Genomic DNA, 12,578 nt, shown 5'->3' with positions numbered 1-12,578 from the left:
ACTTGGGAGTAATCTTCGTCACAACGAAGGTGAGGGCTTTACGCGCTCGAGGTGATCCGGTGTGACACCGGGCCCATCGCTCAAGGAGGACAGATGACCGAACAGCTCAACCGAATCACCGTGCACGGCACCCCCGTCGTGCCCGGAATTGCCTACGGCCCGGCTATCTGGCCGTCCAGCCGACCAGAACTCGTCACCGATGCGCCCGCACTCGACGAGGCCGATCGAGAGGCCGCTGCAGACGCCTTCGTCGCAGCAGCGAAGGCTGTCGAGAACCGCCTTCTCGGACGGGCTGCCGAAGCCACAGGCGCGGCCGCCGAGGTCTTGCAGGCCAACGCAGCGATGGCAGCCGATCGCGGCTGGATCGGGGCGGCAAAGAAGTCGATCGCCGGCGGAGTGCCCCCGGTGCAGGCTGCGATCGCGGCGACGGAGCAGTTCGTGGTGCTGTTCACCAAGGTCGGCGGTGTGATGGCCGAGCGCGTCACCGATCTCGAGGACATCCGCGACCGCGTGATCGCCGAACTCTCCGGATTGCCCGAACCCGGAGTTCCGATGCCCGAGACGCCGTCGGTGCTGTGCGCGGACGATCTGGCTCCTGCGGACACCGCGGGCCTCGATGCAACCAAGATCATCGGACTCGTGACCATCTTCGGCGGCCCGACCAGCCACACGGCAATCATCGCGAGGCAGTTGGGCATCCCGTGCATCGTGGCTGCGAAGGAATTGGAATCCATCGCGGCCGGAACACCGATTCTGATCGACGGAACCACCGGCGACGTGATCGCGGAGCCGGATCCCGAACAGGCGCGCGAACTGGTCGAACAATCCCGGATCGATCGCGAACGCGTCAGCACGTGGACCGGACCAGGCCGGACGTCGGACGGTCGGCCGGTAGACGTTCTCGCCAATGTTCAAGACGGCGCGGGCGCTCGCGCCGCGGCGTTGACCGCAGCGGGAGGCATCGGGCTCTTCCGGACCGAACTCTGCTTCCTCGGCCGTGAGACCGAACCGACCGTAGACGAGCAGGCGGCGATCTACGCCGAAGTTCTCGAGGCCTTCGCAGGAAAGAAGGTCATCATTCGCACGTTGGACGCGGGTTCGGACAAGCCGCTCAAATTCGCCAACCATCAAGAGGAAGCGAATCCGGCCCTCGGCGTTCGTGGGGTCCGAATCGCCTGGCAGGACATGGGAATTCTCGACCGCCAGCTCGACGCGATCGCGGCAGCCGCGGCGTCGACCAACTCGTCCCCGTGGGTCATGGCACCGATGATCGCCACCCCGGCCGAGGCGAAACGTTTTGCCGATGCGGTGCGGGCACGCGATCTTGTTCCCGGTGTGATGGTCGAGATCCCGGCGGCGGCGCTGTTGGCCGACCAGATTCTCGAACACGTCGAATTCCTCTCGATCGGTACCAACGACCTCGCTCAGTACACGATGGCCGCTGATCGGATGTCCTCCGAACTCGCCGACCTGACCGATCCGTGGCAGCCCGCGGTGCTCGCCCTTGTCGCACGTACGGCCCAGGCCGGTCAGGCGGCAGGCAAGCGCGTCGGCGTCTGCGGTGAGGCGGCCGCCGATCCACTGTTGGCGTGTGTTCTGGCCGGACTCGGAGTTTCCTCGCTGTCGTGCGCTGCGGCGTCGGTCGCGGGTGTGGGAGCGAAGGTCGGGTCAGTCACCATGGCGCAATGTGAGGCGGCTGCGGCGGCGGTGCTGGCAACCGGTGATCCGGTGGCAGCGCGCAAAGCGGCGGCCGACGCAATCAGCTGAACTGGTTTCGTTGGTCTCGGTCGGAGACCGAGCGCCTGACCTTTAGTATTTCGACCTGTGATCGAACGAGAAACAATGACCGGGGCCGGCGGAATCGGCTGGACTGTCCACGGAGACGGCAAGCGGATCGCCGACGGCGCCGTCGTGGCGCCGGACGAACGACTGAGTTGGCCGCGCACCATCGGGATCGGGATGCAGCACGTCATCGCGATGTTCGGAGCGACACTGCTCGTTCCGACCATCACCGGCTTCCCCGTCACGACGACGCTGTTGTTCTCGGGTATCGGCACCGCGCTGTTCCTGCTCATCACCCGGGGCCGGATCCCGAGCTATCTCGGTTCGTCCTTCGCGTTCATCGCCCCGCTGACAGCGTCGGCAGGATCGGGCCCGGCCGCGCAGCTCGGTGCCGTCATGGCCGTCGGCATCGTGTTGATGTTGATCGGCGTCGCCGTACGTCTGATCGGCAGCCGGGTCATCGACGCCGTCATGCCGCCGGTAGTGACAGGCGCCGTCGTCGCGCTGATCGGTCTCAACCTCGCTCCGACGGCGGTCGGTTCCTTCGAATCGCAGCCGCTGATCGCCACGGTGACGCTCGTTTCGATCCTGCTGGTCACGGTCGTCGGTCCCGGGCTGCTCGGCCGGTTGGGCATTCTGGTCGGCGTAGTGATCGGCTGGGTCTTCGCCGCGGTCATCGGTGGTCTCGACAGTGAACGAGTGTCCGCTCTGCGCGAAGCCGACTGGTTCGGGCTGCCGAGTCTGCACGGACCGTCGTTCGACTGGTCGGTGATCGTGCTCGCGCTGCCCGTGGTGATCGTTCTGGTCGCCGAGAACGTCGGACATGTCAAAGCGGTGTCCGCCATGACGGGTAAGTCCCTCGATGACCTGGCCGGAAATGCGCTGTTTGCAGACGGTCTCGCCACGACCTTGGCGGGCGCCGGCGGCGGATCCGGAACCACCACGTATGCCGAGAACATCGGTGTCATGGCAGCGACGCGTGTGTACTCGACCGCGGCGTACTGGGTAGCGGCCGCCACCGCCGTGATCCTGGCATTTTCGCCCAAATTCGGTGCACTGGTCTTCACGGTTCCGAACGGCGTCATCGGCGGTGCGACGATGGTTCTCTACGGACTCATCGGCATTCTCGGTGTGCGCATCTGGATGGAAGCGAAGGTGGACTTCACCGATCCGGTCAACCTGACCGTCGCCGCTGCCGCACTGGTTGCCGGCATCGGGAACCTGACGCTGACCATTGGTTCGGTCGAGCTGGGCGGCATCGCTTGGGGGTCGATCGGCATCCTCGTCGCCTACCCGATCATGCGATACCTCGCCAAATTCCGTACTTCGAGTAACAGATAACCGCTACAGTCACGAATCGTGATCGTTCGGGTCATCGACGGGTATCGCAACAGGTTCTACCGTCGGAGGCAGTGACGTGGGCCCGCGAACTTCGGCGTGCCCAGTCTCAGCGAAAATATCCCGACCGGGTACATCGTCCCCACCGGGTACATCACTGAAGTGCCGTATATCGAATTGCAAGGAGTCGGCGTGGAGCGCACCCTGTTCGAACCGGAACATGAACTCTTCCGGGAGTCGTACCAGAAGTTCTTGGCACAGCACGTGGCACCGAACCACGAGAAGTGGGAAGAGCAGAACATCGTCGATCGTGACGTCTGGGTCGAGGCCGGAAAGCAGGGATTCCTGGGAACCGCGGTACCTGAGGAATTCGGCGGCGGCGGTGTCAAGGATTTCCGCTACAACGCGATCATCACCGAGGAAACCACCAAGGGTGGCTTCAGTGGTATCGGCTTCACGCTGCACAACGACGTGGTGGCGCCGTACCTCCTGGAGTTGACCAACGAGGAGCAGAAGCAGCGTTGGCTACCCGGATTCGCGTCGGGTGAGCTGATCTCGGCGATCGCGATGACCGAACCGGGTACCGGTAGCGACCTGCAGGGCATCAAGACGAAAGCAGTTCGCGACGGGGACCACTGGGTACTCAACGGTTCGAAGACCTTCATCACCAACGGAATCAACGCCGACATCATCATCGTTGTCGCGTGCACCGACCCGGACAAGGGTGCTCAGGGCTTCAGCCTCCTCGTGGTCGAGCGGGACATGCCCGGCTTCGAGCGAGGACGCAATCTCGACAAGATCGGCATGAAGGCTCAGGACACCGCCGAACTCAGCTTCACCGACGTACGCGTTCCCGCTGCCAACCTGCTGGGCGAAGAGGGAATGGGCTTCTTCTACTTGATGAAGAACCTTCCCCAGGAACGACTCTCGATCGCCGTCGTTGCTGCCGCCGCAATGGAATCGGTTCTCGAGAGCACGATCCAGTACTGCCGTGACCGCAAGGCATTCGGCAAGTCGATCGGCAGCTTCCAGAACACCCGATTCGTACTGGCCGAATTGGCAACGGAGACCACGGCAGTGCGCATCCTGGTGGACAAGTTCATCGAGCAGCTCAATGCCGAGAAGCTGACCGTGCAGGAAGCTGCGATGGCGAAGTGGTGGACCACCGAAGCTCAGGTCAAGCTCATCGACCGCTGCCTCCAGCTGCACGGAGGCTACGGCTACATGAAGGAATACCCGGTTGCCAAGGCGTACATGGACTCTCGTGTGCAGACCATCTACGGGGGCACAACCGAGATCATGAAGGAGATCATCGGACGTTCGCTGAATCTCTGATTCGGGTGATGGACCGCTGATCGTCACGAAAAGACTCTGGGCCCCGGCTGATGCCGGGGCCCAGAGTTTTGTGATCGAGGGTGCGAGCGAACTCAGATCTTCCGCATGACCGTGACAACCTTGCCCAAGATGACGGCGTTGTTGCCGGGAATCGGCTCGAAGAGGTCGTTGTGCGGCATCAGCCACACCTCCTTCTTCGTACGCTTGAACGTCTTCACGGTGGCTTCGCCGTCGATCATTGCGGCCACGATGTCACCGTTCTCGGCGACGTTCTGCTGACGGACGACAACCCAGTCGCCATCGCAGATCGCTGCATCGATCATCGACTCACCGACAACCTTGAGCATGAAGAGCGAACCTTGGCCGACGAGCTCGCGGGGGAGTGGAAACACATCCTCCACAGCTTCCTCGGCGAGGATCGGTCCGCCGGCAGCGATGCGGCCCAGGATGGGGACGAACGCCGGCTCTGGCAGCGGGTCGGCACTGTTGTACTCGCCGGAATGCTTCGACACCGACGCGATGGCGGTATCGGCCGCAACCTCGTCGAGACCCCGAACATCGACTGCACGAGGGCGATTGGGATCGCGTCGAAGGAAGCCCTTGCGCTCCAACGTTCGCAGTTGATGCGCGACCGACGACGTGGAGGTAAGCCCCACCGCATCCCCGATTTCGCGAATGCTCGGCGGATACCCGCGCTCCGTCACCGAATCTCGGATCACTTCGAGAACGCGCCGCTGACGCTCGGTGAGCGTCTCGCTCGACGGAGACGGAACTGCAGAAGCTCCTGCCTCCGCGGCTGTGCTGGAGCGATCGTCCTTCATGGCCTGTTGCCTCCGTGTCTGAAGAAGTCGTGTCTGAAAAACTGCCTGCAAAAGTGCCTGCAAAGTGCCTGGTGCAAGTCGCGCAGAAACCTGTCGGTGCCTCCTGCCAACATTCGAGCTGTCGACAAACACGGAGGCTTTCGCAATTCCCGCTGTGTGGTCTGACACGAATCTAGCCGGATTTGCTCGCGGTTTCAAACATCTGTTCGATTCGTGTCGCTCCAAGTAGAGACATTGTCGGCCAGGCGTGGTAGAAATTCGAACATGCGTTCCATCGAACGCATGATCGAACACATCGATCGGTGTCGACCAGCGGAGGTCACGATGGGTAACGCAGCACTGAAAAGCAACAGGGTTTTCGACGACGCGATTGGTTTCGACGCGTTTGGTTTCGACGGTACGTCGGCACTGAAGTACCACCCCTCGTTCTATGGGCCCGATGCAGACGCTGTGTCCTTCGAACGGCGCGGAGCGGCCGAAATGCATGGCGTGGCCAGGGATGTCGACAACGAACCGCAGGCGGCCGTCGTTCGCCGGGTTCCGGCGGTGGGCGCGGTTTCAGGTTCGCGTTCATTGCGCGAATCTCCTCGCCGGTGGGACAGCGAGCACGATTCGTCACGCCCGTACGGAGGAAGTTTCGCGCACCGAAACAGGGTCGGTGTGTCACGGGTCGAACATGAAGTGGCCGCCGAGGATGTCACTTGGAAGACGGTTTTCCTGGGCGCCGTATTCACCGCATTCGCAGTGTTGGCGTTGGTGGGGATCGGCGCTTTGTCGAGTGGTGACGTAGCTGCGACAAACGGCGCGACCGAAGTGGTTCGTGTTGCCGCGGGTGAATCCCTCAGTGATATTGCTGCCAAGGTTGCACCTGGCCAGGCTGTCGGTTCGGTGATCGAGCAGATCATGGATCTCAATGCGATGTCGAGTTCCGGACTGTCAGTGGGACAAACGCTGATCGTGCCGGCCTCGGGGCGCTGACCTACCCCGTACCGGGCGGGGGCGTACCGAGCGTGAGAGCAGTCCGTTCACAGCGAGTAAGCTGTCCACTTGACAGTCCCACCACCTCGGGTGGTCGCGTTGAGTACGTGGATCTGCTCTGTAAATCGTCGGAGGATTTGCAGTCGGTAGCGAATCTGAGTTGCGGCCATTTCGGCGACAACGAAGGAACCCCGATGCATTGCCCGTTCTGCCGGCACCCTGATTCCCGAGTGGTCGATTCGCGCGAGGCCGACGAGGGCCAGGCGATCAGGCGGCGTCGTTCGTGCCCCGAGTGTGGCCGCCGATTCACCACGGTCGAGACGGCAGTTCTCTCGGTCGTGAAGCGCAGCGGCGTCACGGAGCCTTTCAGCCGAGAAAAGGTTGTCAAAGGTGTGCGTCGCGCATGCCAGGGCCGCCAAGTGGACAACGATTCGCTGAATTTGCTCGCCCAACAAGTCGAAGATGCCGTTCGAGCTTCGGGTTCTGCCGAAATTCCCAGTAACGAGGTAGGGCTCGCGATCCTCGATCCGCTTCGAAATCTCGACGAAGTCGCCTACCTGCGATTCGCATCGGTGTACAAGTCCTTCAGCTCGGCTGCGGATTTCGAACGTGAGATCACCGACATGCGCGAGCATGCAGAGACCCGTGCCGCCGAGAAGGCTCCCGGCGCCGAGACCGTTTCCGTCGACTGAGGCCTTCGCCTCAGATAACGCTGAGAGCACAGAGCGGTCTTAGGTAACGCTGAGAACACAAAGCGAACAATCGAACAAATCGGGCACGTTATTCGCTTAGTGTCTACCAGGTACGTTCGTCCGCATCTCGGATCTTCACGGAGGCGTTATGAACTTAGTTGCAGTTCTCGGAGTCGTGAACAGCCTGGTAACCCTCGGGTTCGCCAACACTGTTGCCACCTTTGGCGGTTTCCTCACCAACGTCAACATTCAGACAATCTACTGATCGCGCAATTCTCGCCGAACGTCAACGCTTGATCGTTTCGATAGCTTTCAGGACTCGCTTTTCGGAAATCGGTGTGGGTGTACCGAGGGACTGCGCAAACAGGCTCACGCGCAGTTCCTCGATCATCCAACTGATCGCGTCGACATCTCGAGCAGTGCGACGCTCGTCGGGAAGCGAACTCAACAACCGGTCGTACGCTGCGTACACCCGGTCGAGGACATCCATCGCCTGCTGATCTCGTTGTGCACTTGCGGGCAGAGCTTCGAGACGGAATTTTGCTGCGGCAAGATACCGCGGCAAATCGCGTAGGCGGGCCGAGCCCAATTCGGCGACAAATCCCGGAAACAGCAGTGAGGTCAACTGTTCTCGGACGTCGTCTGCTGCTTCGCCGCGGGAGCGGTCCAGAACGACGCTCAGTCGGTGTGCTTGTTCGAGGATCGGAACAATCATGCGCAGGATCGCGGAAACGCGTCCGGCCAGTTCGGAGCGTGCGATCTTCACCAGGGCATCGAATGCCTCAGGCGTGCGTACCGGTCCACCGTGAGCCGAGATCACTTCGTTGGCAGCTGCCACCCGGCAATCTTCGACGAGGGCCTCCAAGCCGCCGTCCGGATTCTGGCCGAGAGCCAGACGCTGCGTGTTCGACAAGCCGGCGGTCACTGCCTTGAGTTGGGTGGGAACGGCCGCGAGGAGAAGCGCCCGCGTACCTTCCCTCATCGCCTGCGCCTGCGCGGCCGGCGTACTCAGGACACGAACGGCAACTCCGCCGTTCTCCGGCACCAGAGCTGGGTAGCCGGTCACCTGCTGTCCGCCGATGGAGCGAGTGATGGTCTGTTCCAATGCGCCCAGCGTTTCGGATGTCCAGACGGTTGCCGCTGCCCGTTCGGTTCCGGTTGCCGCCTTGGCCACTTCCTTCTGCACGCGCGGGGCGAGCGTGCGTCGTAGCTGCGCCAGATCCTTACCCTTCGCGAGAACCTTGCCAGATTCGTCCTCGACGACAAATGTCATCCGAAGATGGTCGGGCAGCGCGGCGGGATCGAAGTCCTTGGCGTCGATCTGGATCCCGCCCAAGTGCGAGAGTTCGCGGGCCATCGCGGTCATCAACGGCTCGGATCGAGGTTTGACTGCTGCCAATGCTGCGGCGGCATAATCCGGAGCCGGCACGACAGCGCGTCGGATGTTCTTGGGCAAGGTCTTGATCAGAGCAGTAACCAGATCGACGCGCATACCGGGGACCAACCAGTCGAAGCCGACCGGCTGAAGTTGCGCGAGCAGGCCGACCGGGATGTGCGCGCTGACGCCGTCGTCGTCCTTTCCCGGCTCGAATTGGTAAGTGAGCGGAAACTGCATGTCGCCTTGGCGCCAGGCGTCCGGGTACTCGCCGCCCAGTACTGCAGCTGCGTCGGAGTTGACCACCGTTTCCGGTGTGAAAGTCAGCAGACTCGGATTCTTGCGCCGCTCGGTCTTCCACCACTGGTCGAAATGCTTGGCGGATACGGCTTCCTGGCCGATACGTTCGTCGTAGAACTCGTAGAGAGTTTCGTCGTCGACGAGGATGTCGCGTCGGCGCGCGCGGTTCTCGAGTTCTTCGACGTTGTCGAGGAGTGCACGGTTTTCGTGGAAGAACTTGTGGTTCGTCTGCCATTCGCCCTGCACGAGCGCATGGCGGATGAAGAGATCGCGAGAGGCCTCGGGATCGATTCGTGAGTACGTCACTGCGCGGCCGGTTACCAGAGGAACTCCGTAGAGAGTGACCCGCTCGTATGCCATCGCCGAGCCGCGCTTGGAGGACCAGTGCGGTTCGGAATAGGTCCGTTTCACCAGGTGCGGGGCGAGCTTTTCAGCCCACTCGGGTTCGATACGCGCGGACATGCGCGCCCACAGCCTCGACGTTTCCACGAGTTCGGCGGCCATGACCCAGCGTGGTGGCTTCTTGAACAGTCCCGATCCGGGGAAGATCGCGAAGTGGCTGCCTCTGGCGCCGAGGTAGTCCCGCTTCTCGCCCTCGCGTAGCCCGATATGCGAGAGCAACCCGGCAAGGAGCGACTGATGGATCGCGTTCTCGCTTGCCGGTGTCTCTCCCACTGTCCAGCCGAGACCGCGGGTGATCTGCCGGAGTTGCCCGTGCAGATCCTGCCATTCGCGGATGCGGAGCCAGTGCAGGAACTCGTTCCGGCACATCTTGCGAAACTGGTTGGAGGACAGATCGTTACGTTGTTCGCGTAAGTAGTCCCACAGTTTCAGGTAGGCCAGGAAGTCGGAGTTCTCGACGTTGAAGCGGGCGTGCTTTTCGTCGGCGGCTTGCTGGAACTCGGCGGGCCGCTCGCGAACGTCCTGGATCGACAACGCCGCGACGATGACAAGGGTTTCGTGAAGGCAACCGTTGTTCTTGGCTTCCACCAGCATCCGTGCCATCCGCGGATCCACCGGAATCTGGGCCAGCTCGCGGCCGACCGGCGTCAGTTCGGGGTGGCTGGCCTCGGAACCTCGCGCGATGGCGCCGAGTTCCTCGAGGAGTCCGATTCCGTCCTTCACGGCGCGCTGGTCCGGCGGTTCGACGAAGGGGAATGCCGCGATGTCGCCCAGGCCAAGGGCCGTCATCTGCAAGATCACGGATGCGAGGTTGGTTCGCAGGATCTCCGGTTCGGTGAATGCCGGCCGTGACTCGAAGTCCTCCTCGGAATACAGGCGGATGCAGATTCCTTCGGCGACGCGGCCGCAACGCCCGGAACGCTGACGAGCTGACGCCTGCGAAATGGGCTCGATCGGCAACCGCTGAACCTTGGTGCGCACCGAATATCGCGAAATGCGCGCGGTTCCCGGATCGACGACGTACCGAATGCCGGGAACGGTCAGCGAGGTCTCGGCCACGTTGGTGGCAAGGACGACGCGTCGGCCGGTGTGCGGCGAGAACACTTTGTGTTGCTCGGCAGCAGACAGCCGCGCGTACAGCGGGACGATTTCGGTGTTGCGAAGACGCCGATCGCGTAAAGCATCTGCGGTGTCGCGAATTTCGCGTTCGCCGGAGAGGAAGACCAAGATGTCGCCTTCGCCCTCCGCGCTCAGCTCGTCGACCGCCTCGCAGACCGCGTCGACGGGATCGCGGTCGAAGGTGATGTCGCCGGATTCGACGGTCAGTGGCCGGTAACGCATTTCGACAGGGAATGTTCGCCCGGATACCTCGACGATCGGCGCGGGCTTACCGTCGACAGCGAAGTGCTTGGCGAAGCGCTCGGGATCGATGGTCGCCGACGTGATGATGACCTTGAGATCGGGTCGGCGGGGGAGCAGCTGAGCCAGGTAACCGAGGATGAAGTCGATGTTGAGACTGCGTTCGTGCGCTTCGTCGATGATCAGCGTGTCGTAGCGTCGGAGCATACGGTCGCGCTGAATTTCGGCGAGGAGAATGCCGTCGGTCATGAGCTTGACGTAGGTGCGGTCCGAGACCTGGTCGGTGAACCGCACGGTGTATCCGACGGCGTCGCCGAGTTCGGTGTCGAGTTCTTCGGCGATACGTTCGGCAACGGTGCGTGCTGCCAACCGGCGCGGCTGTGTGTGTCCGATCAGACCGCGGACGCCACGTCCGAGTTCGAGACAGATCTTCGGGATCTGGGTTGTCTTACCCGAGCCGGTCTCGCCGGCGACGATGACAACCTGATTCTCCGAGATCGCGGTCGCGATGTCGTCCTTGCGCTGACTGACGGGCAGAGCTTCCGGATACGAGACTGCGGGAACATTGGCGGAGCGTGCGGCCAACCGCGTGCGCGCCGTTTCGATTTCCTCGGCCAGCGCCACCAAAGCGTCTGGTGTGCGGGCACGGTCGAGTTTGCGACGGAGTCGACTCTCGTCGCGGAGTGAGACCTGCGCCAGCGCGCTCTTCAGGTCACTCCGCTTGGTGGAGAGCGGGGCCGGTGGTGTTGTAGACATGCTGATGACAGCCTATCGAACGCGTTCACAACTACCGCTCGCAGATCGTGCTGATGTGCAAATATCGACCGGTGACGACAAATACCGCAAATGAGTCATCGGTGCCTGTCTTGTCGACGCCGATCGCCGTGCGAGCCCTGAGACTGTTGTTTGCTGTGTTCGGACTTGCCGCTTTGCTGTGGATCCCGATCCGTGACGCGGCTGAGCTGTCTCTGTCGAACTATCTGAGCTACTTCACCATCGAGAGCAACATTCTTGCGGTGATCGTGTTGCTGGTCGGTGCAATTCGAGATCCACAATCGCAGGCGTGGCAGTCGATCCGAGGGGCGGTGACGCTGTACATGGTGATCACCGGGATCATCTACGCCGTGCTCCTGGCCGATATCGACGTCAATTTGAACGATGCCTGGATCAACTCGGCACTGCATCGGATTCTTCCCCTGGTCATGCTTCTCGACTGGGTGTTCTTCGCTTCGAGGCACAGGATCTCCGAAGCCCGCTCACTGCAGTGGCTGCTGTTTCCGGTGATCTACGCGGTGTACACGTTGATTCGAGGGCCGATCGTCGACTGGTATCCGTATCCGTTCATGGATCCTCGCCACCAGGGCTATCTGGCCCTGTTCATCGGATTCGTCGTACTGGGCATCGCGATGGCCCTGATGGCGTTGGCGGTCAATGCCGTCGGACGGCTGGGAGCCGGGTTACGCGGACGGAACGCTGCGAAGTCCTAGGGGATTGCCGGAGGCGAGCACCTGCTCGAGGCGGTCCACGTTCGGATGCTTACCGGGGTTCGCCCGGGCGTCCTCGGTGTGCTCGGCGAAGATCGTCAATCCTGCCGAGGCGGCTTCGGGTGTCAGCGCGCCGTAGACCTGAGCGAGATGGTTGTACACCTTGACCGAGCCGGACTTTCCGGGCTTGTTCTCGACGGTGTCGAGGACGGTTCCGTCGGCGTCGAGTACCTCGATGGCGGCCAGATGATCGATGGCGGGCAGTGCTGCAAGATTGTCGGCAAAAGTCATGGTCGACAGATTACGGGTGCGCCCGTGAAAGCCGGTGCCGGGCGAGCGCCGTCGTGCGCGGATTTCCGGTGTCGATATAGTCGCAGCACATCGTTTGCACACCAGCATCGTTTGTATTCGAAGGGGACAATGATGGCTTCGGCATTGTGGCACGGGTTCGCGGACATGGGCGCTGTGGAGAAGAACGGCGCGTTTGTCGTCTCACGCGGTGAGGGCGCGTACATCTGGGACCGCGAGGGCACTCGGTATCTGGATGCGACGGCGGGCCTGTGGTTCACCAATGTCGGGCACGGCCGCACCGAGATCGCGGATGCGGTAGCGGCTCAGTTGTCGAAGATCGCTCATTTCTCCAACTTCGGTGATTTTGTTCCCGAAACCACGCAGGTGTTGGCCGAGCGTCTGGCGGCCATCGCGCCGGTTG

10 protein-coding genes are annotated in these 12,578 nt (G+C 62.3%); 7 read left to right on the top strand and 3 right to left on the bottom strand.

The genetic code is table 11. The features are described from left to right. Positions 1–93: 93 nt before the first annotated feature. The 3 genes from ATN38_RS18545 to ATN38_RS18535 all read left to right on the top strand — a co-directional run bounded on the left by ATN38_RS18545 (position 94) and on the right by ATN38_RS18535 (position 4,455). Positions 94–1,767 carry a putative PEP-binding protein gene (locus ATN38_RS18545; RefSeq protein ID WP_050655800.1) on the top strand — a complete coding sequence of 558 codons (1,674 nt, stop codon included), beginning with the start codon at positions 94–96 and terminating at the stop codon, positions 1,765–1,767. Positions 1,768–1,842: 75 nt separating this feature from the next. Further along, positions 1,843–3,123, top strand: coding sequence for a uracil-xanthine permease family protein (locus ATN38_RS18540; RefSeq protein ID WP_020907537.1), 1,281 nt, complete (start codon positions 1,843–1,845; stop codon positions 3,121–3,123). A 189-nt stretch (positions 3,124–3,312) separates the two neighbouring features. Beyond that, on the top strand, positions 3,313–4,455 hold the full coding sequence (locus ATN38_RS18535) for an acyl-CoA dehydrogenase family protein (RefSeq protein WP_007735194.1): 1,143 nt from the start codon (positions 3,313–3,315) through the stop codon (positions 4,453–4,455). Between the two features lie 92 nt (positions 4,456–4,547). Here ATN38_RS18535 and lexA read toward each other — a convergent pair whose 3' ends face one another. After that, a complete protein-coding gene (gene lexA, locus ATN38_RS18530) occupies positions 4,548–5,276 on the bottom strand; it encodes a transcriptional repressor LexA (RefSeq protein ID WP_007735195.1) in 729 nt (242 codons plus the stop codon). 264 nt (positions 5,277–5,540) lie between these two features. Between lexA and ATN38_RS18525 the strand changes: the two genes are divergently transcribed. Together ATN38_RS18525 and nrdR are read left to right on the top strand one after the other, a co-directional pair. Next, positions 5,541–6,254, top strand: a complete 714-nt coding sequence (locus ATN38_RS18525; protein WP_054782108.1) for a LysM peptidoglycan-binding domain-containing protein — start codon at positions 5,541–5,543, stop codon at positions 6,252–6,254. Positions 6,255–6,448: 194 nt separating this feature from the next. Beyond that, entirely contained in the window at positions 6,449–6,946 is a 498-nt protein-coding gene (gene nrdR / locus ATN38_RS18520; protein ID WP_030535543.1) for a transcriptional regulator NrdR, read from the top strand. A gap of 286 nt (positions 6,947–7,232) precedes the next feature. On the opposite strand, the gene hrpA is transcribed toward nrdR, so the two are convergent. Further along, positions 7,233–11,138, bottom strand: a complete 3,906-nt coding sequence (hrpA, locus tag ATN38_RS18515; protein ID WP_218748341.1) for an ATP-dependent RNA helicase HrpA — start codon at positions 11,136–11,138, stop codon at positions 7,233–7,235. Between the two features lie 101 nt (positions 11,139–11,239). Between hrpA and ATN38_RS18510 the strand changes: the two genes are divergently transcribed. Then, complete coding sequence (locus tag ATN38_RS18510) at positions 11,240–11,869, top strand: Pr6Pr family membrane protein (protein WP_003942129.1); 630 nt, start codon at positions 11,240–11,242, stop codon at positions 11,867–11,869. On the opposite strand, the gene ATN38_RS18505 is transcribed toward ATN38_RS18510, so the two are convergent. After that, positions 11,840–12,157: a DUF2322 family protein gene (locus tag ATN38_RS18505; protein ID WP_030535540.1), complete on the bottom strand. Its 318-nt coding sequence runs from the start codon at positions 12,155–12,157 to the stop codon at positions 11,840–11,842. The genes ATN38_RS18510 and ATN38_RS18505 overlap by 30 nt on opposite strands. Before the next feature lie 129 nt (positions 12,158–12,286). On the opposite strand from ATN38_RS18505, the gene ATN38_RS18500 reads away from it, so the two are divergent. Then, positions 12,287–12,578 (top strand): aminotransferase class III-fold pyridoxal phosphate-dependent enzyme (locus ATN38_RS18500; protein WP_218748340.1); only part of this gene is annotated, 292 nt, incomplete at its 3' end.

Origin of the sequence: Rhodococcus sp. FH8, assembly GCF_019266085.1 — a bacterium.
Taxonomy (GTDB): Bacteria; Actinomycetota; Actinomycetes; order Mycobacteriales; family Mycobacteriaceae; genus Rhodococcus_F; species Rhodococcus_F qingshengii.
This window is presented reverse-complemented; position numbering and strand designations above follow the sequence as displayed.

What these genes read in the sequence shown, in the direction of transcription:
- nrdR (WP_030535543.1), top strand. Translation starts at nt 6,449, where the DNA reads ATGCATTGCCCGTTCTGCCGGCACCCTGATTCCCGAGTGGTCGATTCG.
- lexA (WP_007735195.1), bottom strand. Translation starts at nt 5,276, where the DNA reads ATGAAGGACGATCGCTCCAGCACAGCCGCGGAGGCAGGAGCTTCTGCA.
- ATN38_RS18545 (WP_050655800.1), top strand. Translation starts at nt 94, where the DNA reads ATGACCGAACAGCTCAACCGAATCACCGTGCACGGCACCCCCGTCGTG.
- hrpA (WP_218748341.1), bottom strand. Translation starts at nt 11,138, where the DNA reads ATGTCTACAACACCACCGGCCCCGCTCTCCACCAAGCGGAGTGACCTG.
- ATN38_RS18540 (WP_020907537.1), top strand. Translation starts at nt 1,843, where the DNA reads ATGACCGGGGCCGGCGGAATCGGCTGGACTGTCCACGGAGACGGCAAG.
- ATN38_RS18525 (WP_054782108.1), top strand. Translation starts at nt 5,541, where the DNA reads ATGCGTTCCATCGAACGCATGATCGAACACATCGATCGGTGTCGACCA.
- ATN38_RS18505 (WP_030535540.1), bottom strand. Translation starts at nt 12,157, where the DNA reads ATGACTTTTGCCGACAATCTTGCAGCACTGCCCGCCATCGATCATCTG.